This window comes from Vibrio sp. V15_P4S5T153 (assembly GCF_963874485.1).
Classification (GTDB): Bacteria; Pseudomonadota; Gammaproteobacteria; order Enterobacterales; family Vibrionaceae; genus Vibrio; species Vibrio anguillarum.
This window is the reverse complement of record NZ_CAWNHR010000011.1, coordinates 880,357-894,533: the sequence shown is the minus strand read 5'-3', so window position 1 is coordinate 894,533 and position 14,177 is coordinate 880,357. Positions and strand designations below refer to the sequence as shown.

At 41.5% G+C, this 14,177-nt stretch carries 13 protein-coding genes; 6 read left to right on the top strand and 7 right to left on the bottom strand.

Translation table 11 applies throughout. The features are described 5' to 3' along the window. Window positions 1-11: 11 nt before the first annotated feature. From AACT42_RS05970 to AACT42_RS05960, 3 genes are all read right to left on the bottom strand, one after another. Entirely contained in the window at window positions 12-1,109 is a 1,098-nt protein-coding gene (locus AACT42_RS05970; RefSeq protein WP_026028006.1) for an amino acid ABC transporter permease, read from the bottom strand. A gap of 1 nt (window position 1,110) precedes the next feature. Further along, window positions 1,111-2,316: an amino acid ABC transporter permease gene (locus tag AACT42_RS05965; RefSeq protein ID WP_088728833.1), complete on the bottom strand. Its 1,206-nt coding sequence runs from the start codon at window positions 2,314-2,316 to the stop codon at window positions 1,111-1,113. Window positions 2,317-2,385: 69 nt separating this feature from the next. Further along, complete coding sequence (locus AACT42_RS05960) at window positions 2,386-3,414, bottom strand: amino acid ABC transporter substrate-binding protein (RefSeq protein ID WP_026027113.1); 1,029 nt, start codon at window positions 3,412-3,414, stop codon at window positions 2,386-2,388. Window positions 3,415-3,871: 457 nt separating this feature from the next. Here AACT42_RS05960 and AACT42_RS05955 point away from each other — a divergent pair, with 457 nt between their 5' ends. The 3 genes from AACT42_RS05955 to AACT42_RS05945 all read left to right on the top strand — a co-directional run bounded on the left by AACT42_RS05955 (window position 3,872) and on the right by AACT42_RS05945 (window position 6,839). After that, window positions 3,872-4,792, top strand: coding sequence for a precorrin-2 dehydrogenase/sirohydrochlorin ferrochelatase family protein (locus AACT42_RS05955; protein WP_094133182.1), 921 nt, complete (start codon window positions 3,872-3,874; stop codon window positions 4,790-4,792). A 143-nt stretch (window positions 4,793-4,935) separates the two neighbouring features. After that, window positions 4,936-5,433: a hypothetical protein gene (locus tag AACT42_RS05950; protein ID WP_254918746.1), complete on the top strand. Its 498-nt coding sequence runs from the start codon at window positions 4,936-4,938 to the stop codon at window positions 5,431-5,433. A gap of 137 nt (window positions 5,434-5,570) precedes the next feature. Beyond that, a complete protein-coding gene (locus AACT42_RS05945) occupies window positions 5,571-6,839 on the top strand; it encodes a tetratricopeptide repeat-containing diguanylate cyclase (protein WP_254918704.1) in 1,269 nt (422 codons plus the stop codon). Window positions 6,840-6,888: 49 nt separating this feature from the next. On the opposite strand, the gene AACT42_RS05940 is transcribed toward AACT42_RS05945, so the two are convergent. Next, window positions 6,889-7,371 carry a YajQ family cyclic di-GMP-binding protein gene (locus AACT42_RS05940; protein WP_094131840.1) on the bottom strand — a complete coding sequence of 161 codons (483 nt, stop codon included), beginning with the start codon at window positions 7,369-7,371 and terminating at the stop codon, window positions 6,889-6,891. 27 nt (window positions 7,372-7,398) lie between these two features. Beyond that, a complete protein-coding gene (locus tag AACT42_RS05935) occupies window positions 7,399-8,460 on the bottom strand; it encodes a 3-deoxy-7-phosphoheptulonate synthase (RefSeq protein ID WP_094131839.1) in 1,062 nt (353 codons plus the stop codon). Between the two features lie 206 nt (window positions 8,461-8,666). Between AACT42_RS05935 and AACT42_RS05930 the strand changes: the two genes are divergently transcribed. Both AACT42_RS05930 and AACT42_RS05925 read left to right on the top strand, forming a co-directional pair. Continuing rightward, window positions 8,667-9,557, top strand: a complete 891-nt coding sequence (locus tag AACT42_RS05930; RefSeq protein WP_094131838.1) for a putative PEP-binding protein — start codon at window positions 8,667-8,669, stop codon at window positions 9,555-9,557. Window positions 9,558-9,676: 119 nt separating this feature from the next. After that, window positions 9,677-10,156, top strand: coding sequence for a PaaI family thioesterase (locus AACT42_RS05925; RefSeq protein WP_017047658.1), 480 nt, complete (start codon window positions 9,677-9,679; stop codon window positions 10,154-10,156). A gap of 14 nt (window positions 10,157-10,170) precedes the next feature. Here AACT42_RS05925 and AACT42_RS05920 read toward each other — a convergent pair whose 3' ends face one another. After that, window positions 10,171-11,523: a hypothetical protein gene (locus AACT42_RS05920; protein WP_069212045.1), complete on the bottom strand. Its 1,353-nt coding sequence runs from the start codon at window positions 11,521-11,523 to the stop codon at window positions 10,171-10,173. Between the two features lie 98 nt (window positions 11,524-11,621). Between AACT42_RS05920 and AACT42_RS05915 the strand changes: the two genes are divergently transcribed. After that, window positions 11,622-12,455 carry a CvfB family protein gene (locus tag AACT42_RS05915; protein ID WP_094131837.1) on the top strand — a complete coding sequence of 278 codons (834 nt, stop codon included), beginning with the start codon at window positions 11,622-11,624 and terminating at the stop codon, window positions 12,453-12,455. 205 nt (window positions 12,456-12,660) lie between these two features. Here the strand turns inward: AACT42_RS05915 and rsmF are convergent, their stop codons facing one another. Continuing rightward, a complete protein-coding gene (gene rsmF / locus AACT42_RS05910) occupies window positions 12,661-14,082 on the bottom strand; it encodes a 16S rRNA (cytosine(1407)-C(5))-methyltransferase RsmF (RefSeq protein ID WP_202599493.1) in 1,422 nt (473 codons plus the stop codon). Window positions 14,083-14,177 lie beyond the last annotated feature (95 nt).

Sequence of the window (14,177 nt, the reverse complement as noted above, 5' to 3'; positions counted from 1 at the left end):
TTGATTTGTAGTTATCGTTTGTGACCAGTATGGAGTTTGTTTTCAAGCCATATCGAATATCTAGACATAGAAAAGCAGAACACCCAGAACACTAACGCGACAAATATATAACTTTCAGTAGAAAAGCCTAACCAATCCGGATCGGTATTGGCAGCTTGTCCAATACCGAGCACGTCAAACATCCCGATAATGAGTACTAAGCTGGTATCTTTAAATAGGCCAATGAAGGTATTAACGATAGATGGGATCGTGATCTTCAGTGCTTGCGGCAAAATAATCAAACCGACTTTTTTCCAGTAACTTAAACCTAACGCATCGGCGGCTTCGTATTGACCTTTAGGTATCGCTTGTAAACCACCACGAACCACTTCTGCCATATAAGCCGAACTGAACATAACCACCCCAATTAATGCTCTAACCAATTTATCCGTTTCTGAGCCTTGCGAGAGGAACAGAGGCAGCATAACGGATGCCATAAACAAAACTGTAATCAGTGGCACACCTCTCCAAACCTCGATGTAAACGGTACATAGGCTGCGAATAATGGGCATCTCGGAACGTCGGCCCAACGCCAGTACAACGCCAATCGGTAACGAAACAACAATCCCAACTAAGGCAATGATCAGCGTAACTAATAAGCCTCCCCACTTATGCGTTTCAACCACTTCTAGGCCGAAAAAGCCTCCATAGAGTAACGCCGCGATAAGAAATGGGTAAATGTTGACAAAAAACAACCAAATCCACGTTTTTTTCGGTGTATTTTCATAGGCGAGCAACGCACTAAAAATAGCAAGAGTGAAATAGAAGAGGCGAGGTCGCCAGAGCTCAGCTTCTGGATAAAATCCATACATAAACTGATCCCAGCGTACGCTAATAAACACCCAACACGCCCCCTCCCGGGTGCAATCACTACGTTGTGTGCCTACCCAATCGGCATTAATAATCGCCCAATCGACAGTATGCCAAACAAGCCAGAAGGCGAAATACCCTAAGATCAGTGTAACGATGGAATTGAGTGCGTTATTAAAAAGATTTTTGCGCAGCCACCCAATGAAGCCAACGGTATTGGCTGGCGGTGGCAAGTTAGGTTGAAACTGATGTACTTTCATCTTATCTCTCCACCAAAGCAACTTTACGGTTATAGATATTCATTAATGCCGATGTCGTTAAACTGAGAGTGAGGTAAACACCCATAGTCATCGCAATAATTTCAATCGCTTGACCCGTTTGATTGAGCGTTGTGCCGGCAAAAACAGAAACCAAATCAGGGTAGCCAATCGCCATCGCTAATGATGAGTTTTTGGTTAAGTTCAGATATTGGCTGGTGAGTGGTGGAATGATGATGCGCAGCGCTTGAGGAATGACCACGAGTTTTAATGTTTTTGAACGAGATAATCCTAATGACATTGCTGCTTCGGATTGACCATGGCTCACCGCATTAATGCCAGAACGGACAATTTCGGCAATAAATGCGGCCGTATAAATACTTAGTGCAATCAGCAGTGCGGCTAACTCAGGGATAATACTGATGCCACCTTGGAAGTTGAACCCTTGCAGTTGTGGATACTCTGCTGACACTGGACGGCCCATAGCAAAGTACACAATGACAGGAAGTAGAATGCACAAGATAGCCGCAATTCTACCCATAGGCGTCTGCTGACCTGTTAAACGCTGTTTGTTTCGAGCCCAAATGCCAATAATTAAGGTGGTTAGTAAGCCAGCAAGAAAGGCAATAAAGATAAATGTGCTGCCACTTTCGAAAATGGGAGCAGGGAAGAACAGACCACGTACATTGAGAAAAATAGAATCCCCTAACTGCATGCTTTGCCTAGGCGATGGTAGAGCCTGTAACACGGCAAAATACCAAAAGAAAATTTGCAGTAATAAAGGAATATTACGGAAGATTTCTATATACACAGCAGCAAGTCGACTGACTAACCAGTTAGAAGAGAGACGGGCAATACCGATAAAAAAACCTAAAAGGGTGGCAAATACAACGCCTAAAAAAGAAACTAGCGCGGTATTGAGCAAACCTATGATAAAAGTTCGTCCATAACTAAAGGTTTCATTGTATTCGATCAAAGTAAGGCCAATCCCAAAGCCAGCTTCTTGATCTAGGAAGTCAAACCCCGTGGCAATGCCTCGAGAACTTAAGTTAGAAAGTGCATTGGTCACAATGGTGTAAAAGAAAAAAAACAGAACGAGAACAGCAATAATTTGAAAGGCGACTGAACGAAAAGTAGGATTGTAGAACAAATTTGCGCTTTTAGCCGAGGGAGCCCCTGAGCTAGCCGCAATAGTTTTAGTAGGTTTCATACAACTATAACCTCAAATCCATTTTTCCAAAAAGGCGGTTAAAACCGCCTATTTGGGATTGTGTGACTATTAACGAAGTGGTGGAGCGTACATAAAGCCGCCAGCATTCCACAACGCATTCGCACCTCGTGCGATTTGTAGTGGAGAACCTTTACCTACAGTGCGTTCAAAACTTTCACCATAGTTACCGACTTGTTTTACAATTTGGTATCCCCAATCATCGCGAATGCCCAAACCTTTACCCTTAGGACCGTCCAGGCCAAGTATGCGTTTGATATTAGGATCGCTAGATTTAAGCATTTCATCTGCATTTTTTGAGGTAATACCGTACTCTTCTGCGTTAACCATCGCATTGAGAGTCCATTTCGCCACGTTAAACCACTTGTCATCATCTTGACGAACAACGGGCCCAAGTGGTTCTTTAGAAATGATTTCAGGTAATACAACCGCGACGTTAGGATCAGTTAAGTTCAAACGTAGCGCATACAAACCGGATTGGTCGGTTGTTAGAGCATCGCAACGGCCCGCGTCAAAACCTTTTGAGGTTTGCGCTGCTGTATCGAATACCACAGGTTTGTATTTCATGCCCGTGTTGCGGAAGTAGTCCGCCAAGTTCAGCTCAGTAGTTGTACCGGATTGGACACAAACCGATGCCCCATCAAGCTCTTTTGCACTTTTCACTCCTAGGTCTTTTTTCACCATGAACCCTTGACCGTCATAATAGTTTACGCCGACAAAATTAAGGCCGAGTGCTGCGTCGCGTTGGAGCGTCCAGGTTGTATTGCGCGAAAGAACATCGATTTCACCTGATTGTAGGGCGGTAAACCGTTCTTTTGCTGTGAGTGGAACATATTTTACTTTCGATTTGTCACCAAGAACTGCTGCGGCAAGTGCCTGGCAATATTCAACATCAATGCCTTCCCATTCCCCTTTTGAGTTCGGGTTGGAAAAGCCTGGTAGACCAGTGCTCACACCACAAGTAATAAAACCTTGCGAAAGTACTTTATCTAAAGTGCTATCTGCTGCTGAAGCTGTCGTCGCCATCATGGCAGTAGAAGCTGCTACAACAGAAGCAAGAACAGTGAGTTTATTCGCCATTTGTATCCTTCCTGTATGATCCATGTTAAACCAGGTGACACCTGATACAACGTACTAAAAATGTTGTTGTGTAGCTTTCCAAGTTGTATTTGCATGCAATCGCACATTTACAAATCAACCGTTTATAAGCGTAGGTAATGATTTGTATTTTCTCAAATTAGTAATTTGAAAGATTTTTGATTAGATTCACAAACCTAAGCTGCAGCTAGAATGAACAAATGTTGCACGATTGTAAATAGTGCAACCGTGTTCAATAGTGGGGCAACAGAATAGAAGCAGTATATTTCTCTTTTAACGTAAAATTAACAATTGTGTCATTAGTATGTTGTCAGGATTTTCAACTGTATAATGGCGAAAATTTGGTTGATAATTATTTGGCTGCATTTAATTAGTGTCGCAGATGCCCTATTTTTGGTAGCATCAAGCGAATAGTTATCTAGATTATTCATGGAATGAAATGCAGTATTTTCCTCTGTTTTTGAATTTATTGGGCAAACCAGTGCTGGTTGTGGGTGGGGGCGAAGTCGCCTGTCGAAAAGTAGAAGCATTGATTCGAGCTGGGGCTCAAGTCACCGTCGTATCACCTAAGATTGAACGTTATCTTTTAGAACTGGTAGAGCAGAATCGTTGCCAATGGGTTCAAAACTTTTATTCATCAGAACTATTAACGAAAGAATACTGGCAGGTATGGGCCACAACGGATAATCCGTCGCTTAATCACCAAGTGCATAAAGATGCAAGAAAGACAGGTGTTTTGGTCAATGTTGTCGATGATCAACCATACTGTGATTTTATCACGCCATCGATGGTCAACCGTGGGCGAATTCAGATCGCAATATCCAGTGGTGGTGCATCACCAGTGTTGGTGAGAAATATCCGAGAAACATTGGAAGCGGTTCTTCCGCAAAATCTCTCGTTGCTTGCTGATTTCGCTGCCTCCAAGAGAAATTCAATTAAACAATCACTCAATTCTGTCAGTGCTAGAAGAAAGTTTTGGGAAGTCTTTTTAAGTGATTCCAAAACAGAAAATGCAGTAAGCCGTGAAGAATTAGAGCGTTTATACCAACAAGCTCTCTTAGTGCCTATAGAAGAATCAGCACAATGTACATGGATAAGCTGTGGCGATGATGTTGAAATGCTGCCGATCAAAGCGCTACGTTACATGCAAAGGGCAGAGGTGGTTTTTTATGAACAACATTCTCCTTTTGAATTGATTGATCTTGTTCGCCGTGATGCTGAAAGGGAAAGTTTTAAGAATGCCGCGCAACTTGCAGAAAAGCTTGAGCAAGCAAAGTCTGATTGCAAAAGAATATGTGTTTTATTGCCTATAAACACAACAGAGTACGCTTTGCTTGTAGGGAAAGACTTAATGTTGTAAAAATAGTGCCATAGGTTATTGTTTTATCGGATTATGTTGCAGACCGAGCCTGATAAAACGAAGATGACTCAAAACTGAAGAGCTTATGTACTATGTATAAATCGATGCCACGTTCGTTCAAATCCTTCCTTGTGGTTAGCATTGTGAGTTTGGTTTCTATTTTTATGTCGTTACAATGTCACTCAAAGCTGCAAGAAGCTGAGTTCTGTGCAGATGATTATTTGAGCTGTAATATTAATAAAAGCGATGCCTCATTTCTCAATTTATATTATGATTCTTTTGAGCGTCCTGAAGTTATCAAAAACTCTTTTACGGATTGGCGACAGTGGTGGTCACCTCAGGCAAAAGCTCTCTATATATTTTCACAAAATAATTTAATACAATTTGCGGGAATTACTCCTCTAGTTACTGAGGAAGCATTGGCTATTGGTCGTCAATACAATATAGACTGGATTATTGCGGAGGCTTATTTTTATGAAGAACAGGAATTATATTCATCACAACAATTAATTCAATCTGAATCCTTACTCAATGATGTTCTAGAGATGGTTGAGCGTATTGGATATAATGGGTTGAAAGGGCGAGTTTATAATTTATTGGGTAATATTTCATTTGATCAAACCAATTTAAAGAAGCCTTAAAATATTATCAAATTGCTTATCAATTATTTGATAGGAATAAATATGCTATACAAATGTGCATAATTCTAAACAATATATCGACTGTGTATATTCATACGGAGGATTGGAAAAACGCTGATATATATAGTAAGAGATCTTTGAAAGTATACCAGAATAATAATTTCTCTAACTCACTCACCGAAGCTATTTTATATACTAATGCCAGTGTGATAGATACAGCGCTAGGACGTGAAGAATCTCAGCAGCGCAATGTTGAACTTGCTTTTGATAGAGCGATGAAAACAGGTTCTAAACAGTTGCAGTTTAAGACTATGGTTAACTTAGCCGATAATTTATTAAATCAAGGTGAGACAGAAGATGCCTTAGATATTATGATTCGATGTTTATCTCTTGCTAGGGAAGAGTCTAATCCCTTATTTACCGCATACTGTCAAGAGAGTTTAGCGGAAGTCTACCTTGCAAAAACTCAGTTAGAATTGGCTATCTTGAGCGCCAAAGAAGCGGTAGGAATTTATACAGATCACAATAATGTGACAAGGATAATATATGCTACTGATATTATTTCAAGAATTTATGAACAAAAAGGTCGGTATGATGAAGCATTGTTTGAATATAAGAAAATGGCAACATTAGAAAAAAAACTTATCCTTCAGTCTAGAGAAAAAGAGGCATTGAGTCTAAAAAATCAATTTGACAGAAAACTCGACGAACAAGAATTATTGCTATTAAGTGCTAAGAACGATATACAGAAGCTGCAGATACAAGCTCAGGAATTTAGGGAATGGTTGTGTTTTTTGTTATTTATTATTATTAGCTTTTTATCTTTAATTAGTTATCGGAAGTATAAAAAATTTAAAATCAAACACTCAACCTTACAGCAGGATCATGCAAAGTTAGAAGTTGAATCTACACATGACCCACTCACGGATTTGTATAACCGAAGATATCTTGATACTTGGTTTTCTTATCAGGAAGAAACAACTAATAATAAACCACATTTATTAGCCATAATTGATGTCGACTATTTCAAAAAAATAAATGATCAGTATGGTCATGAAGCGGGGGATGAAGTGTTAAGGGAATTATCTACCATTCTGAAACAGCAGCTTCGACCTGAAGATCTACTTATGAGGTGGGGAGGTGAAGAGTTTGTGATGATCATTAGTGCACCAGAAGCTCATATTAAAGAAGTCTTGGAGAGAATTCGTGCTCAAGTCGAACAAACATCATTTTACTGGGCAGGGCAGCGGGTTCCTGTAACTGTTTCCATTGGAGCAATTGCTGAGAAGTCGGTGTCTAAGTTGGCGTTGTCGTGGCAGAGTGCAATGGAGAGTGCAGACCAAGCGTTATACCAAGCGAAGTCAGAAGGAAGGAATCGATTCATTGTAAATGACAGTTATCAGTGATTGAAAAGCCACCTAATGAGGTGGCTTTGATATTTTATTCGTGGTGCTGTTAGTCTCGGAAATTGTCATACTGGAATGGCTGGCCCATATCCGATTCACGCATTAGAGCGATCACTGATTGTAAATCATCCCTCTTTTTACCCGTTACTCTTACTTTTTCACCTTGAATGGATGCTTGGACTTTGAGCTTGGCATCCTTAATGGCTTTTACCACTTTCTTGGAGGTTAACGAGTCCAGTCCTTGTTTAAATTGGACATCTTTAAACCAGCGCTTGCCGGAATGTACGGAATCTTTCGCTTCCATCGCTTTGGCATCAACACCTCGTTTAGCGAGGTTACCACGTAAAATATCCATCATTTGACCCAATTGAAAATCATCTTCTGCAGACAGTTTTACAACTTCATCTTTGAGTTCAAATCCAGCTTCTACATTACGAAAATCAAAACGAGTAGAAAGCTCTCGGTTTGCATTATCGACAGCATTACGAAGTTCAACAGTATCGACTTCTGAAACGATATCAAAAGAAGGCATGGTGTTTCCTTATCTATTGCTTAGTATTTACTTTAAGTTACGGCGGTCAGTGATCGCTTGTGACAGCATATCCAGCATAGTTGCTGTGTCATCCCATCCTAAGCATGGATCGGTAATCGATTGACCATAGGTGAGGTTATTTAAGTCATGCATTGGCTGATTACCTTCGATAATGAAGCTTTCAGCCATAATACCAGCAACGAAATCCTTACCTGTACGTATTTGTGTGCAGATGTCGGCCGTTACATCTATCTGTTTTCTATGCTGCTTTTGGCAATTCGCGTGGCTAAAATCTACGATGAGGCGCGGGGCTAAGCCGAATTCGATCAGTTGCTCGCAGGCTGCAGATACGGAGTCAGCGTCATAGTTTGTCCCTGTATCACCACCGCGTAAAATAACATGGCCAAAGGGGTTACCACTGGTACGATAAACGGTCATACGGCCATTTTTATCCGGTGAGTAAAAGTAATGCGATGCTTGGGCCGCACGAATGGCATCAATAGCAATTTTGATGTTGCCATTCGTGCCATTTTTAAAACCGACAGGGCATGACAGTGCAGACGCCATTTCTCGGTGTATCTGAGATTCCGTAGTACGCGCACCAATAGCTCCCCACGTAATGAGATCTGCGATGTATTGCCCGGTGATCATGTCTAAAAATTCAGTCGCAGTAGCAAGGCCTAGCTTGTTGATATCTAATAATAATTTCCGTGCTTTATTGAGCCCTGTTTCCAGTGCATATGAACCATCCAGATTGGGATCCGTAATCAAACCTTTCCAGCCCACAACGGTACGTGGTTTCTCGAAATAGGTACGCATGACGATAAACAGTTCATTTTTATATTGGTCTTGGATCGCACTCAAACGTTGAGCGTAATCCATTGCTGCTTCAGTGTCGTGTACTGAACACGGACCGACAATGACTAACAAGCGATCATCGTGACCAGTCAGAATATTTTCAATTTGACGGCGTGAGTTTGCGATGCGCTCTGCTACGTCGTCTGTGATCGGATGCGCATTTCCAAGCTCTGCCGGAGTCGGCATTGGGCCCAAGGCTTGAGTTCTTAATTCATCTGTTTTTAATGGCATGGTAAAGCCTGTACTCTTATTGCGAAGCGGTAAAGATAACGGAATTGGCAATAGGAATAAACTCCAAAACGGAAAACTTATTGCTTATCATCTGTGAGATGAAATTTTATTCATAAATTCATCATAAATATTTACTTTTACTTGAATTAATACTCGGCTATGGGTATTTTCCTGAGCAAGATAATTAAAAATGTAGGGAGTAATGAATGAGTTTGGCACAACATGATACGATCCACCCTCAGTTGATCTTAGGTGATGCCCTTCCAGCGGCAATTGAATCAAGTGGAAATGCCCAGCATTTGTATGTATCGCTGTCCGACATTATTTTAGATTCGTTGTTTTATCATCCTTCGATTGAGCAACATTTTGCGAATCTAACCGAACTTGAGCAAGGCTCTTTGCAATCCATTCTTGATGACAAAGCGGTGGCGGAGCACTTTACGTCAACCATTGTTGATAGAGTAGTAGCAGCGGTTCAAAAAAATCACACTACGATTCGTGTCTGTTTGAGCGATGCAGATAGTTACACTTATAAAGCGTTGATCGGTGGAAGTGTTGAAACGGATGAAATTAACCCAGCGATGGGAGTGCGTGGCGTATCGCGTTTTTCTTCCAACCAGTATGCGAAAGCGTTTAGTTATGAATGCGCTGTGATCAAAGCATTGCGCAAGCAAGGATTGAACATCGAAATTGTGGTGCCATTTGTTCGAACATTAAGTGATGCGGCTACGATCATTGACCGTCTGGCAGAGCAGTCTTTACCTCGGAGTTTAGATGGTTTGAAAGTGCTTTATTCTTGCGATGTTCCATCAGCGGCATTGTTGGCAGAGCGTTTGATGCACTATTTTGATGGTGTGGTGATCAACGTCGATAACTTAACACAATACACCTTAGGCATTGATAAAGAGAATCCCGAACTTTCCCATTTGTTTAATCCAGAGAGTGAGGCGGTCATCACGCTGCTCGATTTAGCATCAAAAGCGGCACGTCATGCGAATAAGCCGATTTTGGTCGTCACCCAAGCACTCGCAAGTTATCCAAAGCTGCAGGAGCACTTAGCTGAAAGTGTTCAGGCTGATGTTGTGGTAAAAATGTAATGATCTGATTTGGGCGCAGAATAGCTGCGCTCAACCCTAACTTTTTGTAACAACTTATTGACATTTCGCGGCGTATACCTTGAACTGGTCCGACAACCATATTGAAAAGGTCAAGCCTCATGCTCTCCCCATTAACAAAAGCGAATCTTTACTTAAATCTGTTTGGTTTTTTAAAAGTGCCATTGATTTGGTCCTGCAGGCCAAAGATTTTAGTGCTAAACGAACGCTCTGTAGAAATTCGAATTCCACTGAAACGTCGCAATAAAAATCATTTAAATAGTATGTATTTTGGTGTGTTAGCCGTTGGTGCAGACGTAGCGGGCGGTTTTATGGCAATGCATAAAGCACAACAGCGTGGCTCCAAAGTATCGTTGGCGTTTAAAGCGGTTAGTGCGGAGTTTTTAAAAAGGCCGGAGGCGGATGTCCATTTTCATTGCCATGATGGCCAGCTAATAGACAGTATGCTTGATGAAACTATCGCGACCGGAGAGCGAGTCAATCAGACAGTAAAGATCATTGCAACCTGTCCTTCATTGCATGGTGACGAGCCTATGGCGGAGTTTCATCTTACTTTATCGTTAAAGCGTATTGGTAAATAAGGCTGAATTAGAGACTACTCGCTTAATTCTATCGGTTCAATGTCGACAATCTTATTTCTATTTAAAACAATTTTCCAACGGTAGTAGCGGGGCTCTTCTTTATGGTTATCTTCTTTGATAATCAAGTTGAGCAAGTGCCGTTTTTCTACGGTTTCTCGACTCACTTGACCACCACTTAACTGATAAATGCGATTAGAGCCTTTGTCCATCAAACGGGTAATAGGGCGTAGATCAATGTGTAAAGTTTCGCGTGTTTCCTCATAGCCACTCATGAAGCGTGAAGTTGACATGGCCGTTTCTGAGCGATAGTGAAGTACCTGTTCCTCCCTTTGAACAATGCGTTTCTTTCGAATTGTTTTGATTCGGTCTGGTAATTTACTCAGGTTGGTATAATCAAGCCATTCAATTTTGTAACCCACAGATTTTCCGGTCGTTGGGTCTATGTAACGACGCTTCCATTTAGGTTTTTCTTTACGGATCCAGCGCCACAGCATATCGCGTAAGTCATCTTTAAAGATCTCGCGTAATGCATAAACAAACGACATAGCGATGATAAAAGAGGCGGTGATTTCCCCCCAATAGTCGCGAGCTGTAATGGCGATGACGGTGACAAACAGCATTACAAGCCCAGTCGCGATGCCTTTTACGGCACGCTTCATGTTATTACCTAAAGAGGTGACGTGTTCATTAAGCACAATGGGATGCTCGATTAAACGGCGTAGTAGGCGCATCTTGTTACTCAGCCGAGTGATGTCTTCCCCTGCCTTTGCCGAGTTGTAATTGTTAAGTTTACGATGTGCCTGTTCTTTTTCAACCAGTGTAATTAGACGCTCTTTGATGGTTTTATATTCACCATCGCGGTTCATGTGTGCGACTAGGGAAAGAAACTTTTGCTCAGTATACCAAGATAAATAGTTATCAATATTGGCGTAATAGCGTTTTAAGCTCTCTTCATAAGGAATGCTGCGGCGCAATCTTTTCAAAATATCTAAAGAGAGTTCAATGACACTATCAACTTCATCTGATGTGACGGTGTCACTCGTCGTATTGAGTTGTACTACAGCTTTATCTAGAGCGATAACATACTGATAAGCAAATAAACTCAAACTGACTCGATACTGAGTAGAAGAGAGATGGCCTCGTTGTGCAAGTCGGCTGTGCACTAAGGGCAGTAACGTTTTATCACTATAATACGCACGCTCTTGGTGGATAAAGCTATAGTAAAAGTCAGATTCAGGAAGTATTTCGGGTGTTAGACCTAAATCACCGGGAATGAATAGGTAAATGTCTAGATCAAGTTCTTTGCTCTGAGACATGGCATGTGAAATTTTAAGCGTGATGGTATCTTGCTTATCGACATTAACCAAAGAAAGCTCCTGAAAAAATGCTTATTTTTCCCTTGAATGCAGGAAAGGATAACAGAGATCACGTATAATCTCTGCAAAATTGAGGTGAGACATAGTAAATGATTAACGTTGGTCAAATAAACAGTTTAGAAGTCGTGAAGATTGCTGATTTCGGCGTATTTTTGGATGCTGAAGATTTTGGAACCACTTTACTGCCTAAACGATTTACCCCAGATGAGGTTGAATTGGGGCAGAAAATAGACGTATTTTTGTATTTCGATTCAGACAATCAACTTGCCGCGACGACTGAAAAACCGATTGCAAAAGTAGGCGAGTGGGGATTGATGAAAGTTCAGGGTGTGAATAGCACTGGTGTTTTTGTTGATTGGGGTCTGAAGGGTAAAGATTTATTGGTGCCTTACAGCGAACAGCGTGCTCGTTTTAAAGAAGGACAAATGATTTTAGTGTATGTCTACACTGATAAGGCTTCCGGCCGCATCGTAGGCACAACTAAATTCAACAAGTGGCTGGACAAAACCCCTGCAAACTATACGCAGAATCAGCAAGTTGATCTATTAATTGCAGAACACTCAGAACTCGGATACAAGGCCATCATCAATGGCGAGCATTGGGGGATGATTTTCCCATCAGATGTGTTTGGTAAGTTGTTTATTGGTAAGACCTTAAAAGGCTACATCAAAAATATTCGTGAAGATGGAAAAATTGACCTAGCTCTGCAAAAAATTGGCGTAGCAAAAATGGATGAGCTAAGCACTAAGATCATAGAGTTACTTGAGAAAAAGGGTGGTTTTCTTCCATTAAGTGATAAATCGACACCAGAAGCTATTTTTTCGATGTTCCGTACCAGTAAGGGAACCTTTAAGAAGAGCATTGGTGGTTTGTACAAGCAGGGAAAAATTACCATTGGGGAAGATGGAATTCATCTTGTATAGCTGAGGCGTTCACCTCCTGTTGCAATCTATTTCCCTTAACGATCAAAAAAAGGCCCAAAACTTTTCCGTTTTTGGGCCTAGGGGAATGGCCCTTCCGAGCCTACGCTAATCATTAAAATAGTCGTGTTTGTGCTTCCCCATAAGTATAGTTGTTATCGCTAGAATTGCGCGTATTTTCTAGGGTTTTTCCCTATATTTTGGCATTTTAAAACAAATTTTTATCTTTAACGAGTTCTCTTGGTAAACCATTTTTTATGCGGTTTCCTACCCATTTCCCTAGGCCAATCACATCGTTACCGAGTTTAACCAGCACTTCGCCAGTGCCAGTTTGTAGTGTTGGTCTGACATCTCTGCCCATGTACCAATCTCGCGCTTCTTCAATCGATAGTGTGATGCAGTTTGATTCGTTACCAGTCGCTAATGATGTAGCGACTTGATGTTGCCAGCGATAACCTTTTTTATGTGTTTCAGCGATTTTTATCCCCATGCGAGAGAAGCGGAATTTGCCGAGCATAGGTTCCAGTGCGTTTGGAAATAACCATACATCATTATCACGTAGCCAGACACTGGTATTATCGGGGATCGCAACTTCAAACGTTTTCATGAGTTGAACCGTGATCTCTTGTGTGAGTTTAAGGTTGGCTTTCGCAAAAGGAAATTGACCTAAGCGTTTGTTGACTTCAGGGTGGGGTATAGAGCTAAGTTTACGGATTTTCGCAACAAAAAAACCTTCACAATCATAAGTTTGAGGGAATATATGCAAAAACCCTTCGTCTGTAATAGCTGCTTTTGCATCTTCAAACAATGAGCTAAGGGAAACAAATTCAACTGATTGTGGATATTTTTCTTTTAGATGCAAGCACACTTGTTGGTTCTCTTCTGTGCTCAATGTACAGGTTGAGTAGACCATCACACCGCCGGGCTTTAAAGCTTGAAACGCACTTTCAATCAAATCTTTTTGTGTTGTGGAAATCGACAATACAGATTCTTTGCTCCAGTTTTTCATCGCATCAGGATCTTTACGGATGGTACCTTCTCCTGAGCATGGCGCATCTATTAACACCGCATCAAATTGTTCCGGTAACCAACCGCCAAAGACTCGACCATCAAAATTGCTCAGTGCACTGTTACGTACACCACAGCGTTCGATATTAGCATGCAGCACTTTAACACGGCTGGCTGAAAATTCGTTGGCGACTAATACGCCTTCATTTTCCATACACGCCGCAATTTGCGTTGTTTTTGAACCCGGAGCCGCCGCCATGTCGAGTACTGAATTGAACGATTCATCGCCAGTGAACAGAGCGGACACCGGCATCATAGAACTGGCTTCTTGAATGTAAAAAAGCCCTGCCATATGTTCGGCTGTGTTACCCAAAGGTACGACAGACTCATCGGCTTCAATCCAAAAACCCGTGTTACACCAAGGCACTGGTGATAAAGCCCATCCTTTTTCTACGGCGCGTTGACAAAAGCTATCAACAGAGATTTTTAGCGTGTTGACTCGGATACTTTTACGCAAAGGACGCTGGCAAGCTGCAATAAAATCACTCATCGTTAGATGTGTGGGCAGTATCGCTTCAATTGTCGCAAGAAAAGGTTCAGGTAGGGTTATATTGGCGTGCAAAGCAGTATCTCGTCTGGGAGTTGAGGCCGGATTATATAAGAATCGTGATGAGATCAAAATAATAAAAAATGCAGCCGATCAGCTGCATTTTATTG

Bases quoted from the DNA above. Each gene is read 5' to 3' on its own strand.
- AACT42_RS05970 (WP_026028006.1), bottom strand. From the start codon at position 1,109: ATGAAAGTACATCAGTTTCAACCTAACTTGCCACCGCCAGCCAATACC.
- AACT42_RS05965 (WP_088728833.1), bottom strand. From the start codon at position 2,316: ATGAAACCTACTAAAACTATTGCGGCTAGCTCAGGGGCTCCCTCGGCT.
- AACT42_RS05960 (WP_026027113.1), bottom strand. From the start codon at position 3,414: ATGGCGAATAAACTCACTGTTCTTGCTTCTGTTGTAGCAGCTTCTACT.
- AACT42_RS05955 (WP_094133182.1), top strand. From the start codon at position 3,872: ATGCAGTATTTTCCTCTGTTTTTGAATTTATTGGGCAAACCAGTGCTG.
- AACT42_RS05940 (WP_094131840.1), bottom strand. From the start codon at position 7,371: ATGCCTTCTTTTGATATCGTTTCAGAAGTCGATACTGTTGAACTTCGT.
- AACT42_RS05935 (WP_094131839.1), bottom strand. From the start codon at position 8,460: ATGCCATTAAAAACAGATGAATTAAGAACTCAAGCCTTGGGCCCAATG.
- AACT42_RS05930 (WP_094131838.1), top strand. From the start codon at position 8,667: ATGAGTTTGGCACAACATGATACGATCCACCCTCAGTTGATCTTAGGT.
- AACT42_RS05925 (WP_017047658.1), top strand. From the start codon at position 9,677: ATGCTCTCCCCATTAACAAAAGCGAATCTTTACTTAAATCTGTTTGGT.
- AACT42_RS05915 (WP_094131837.1), top strand. From the start codon at position 11,622: ATGATTAACGTTGGTCAAATAAACAGTTTAGAAGTCGTGAAGATTGCT.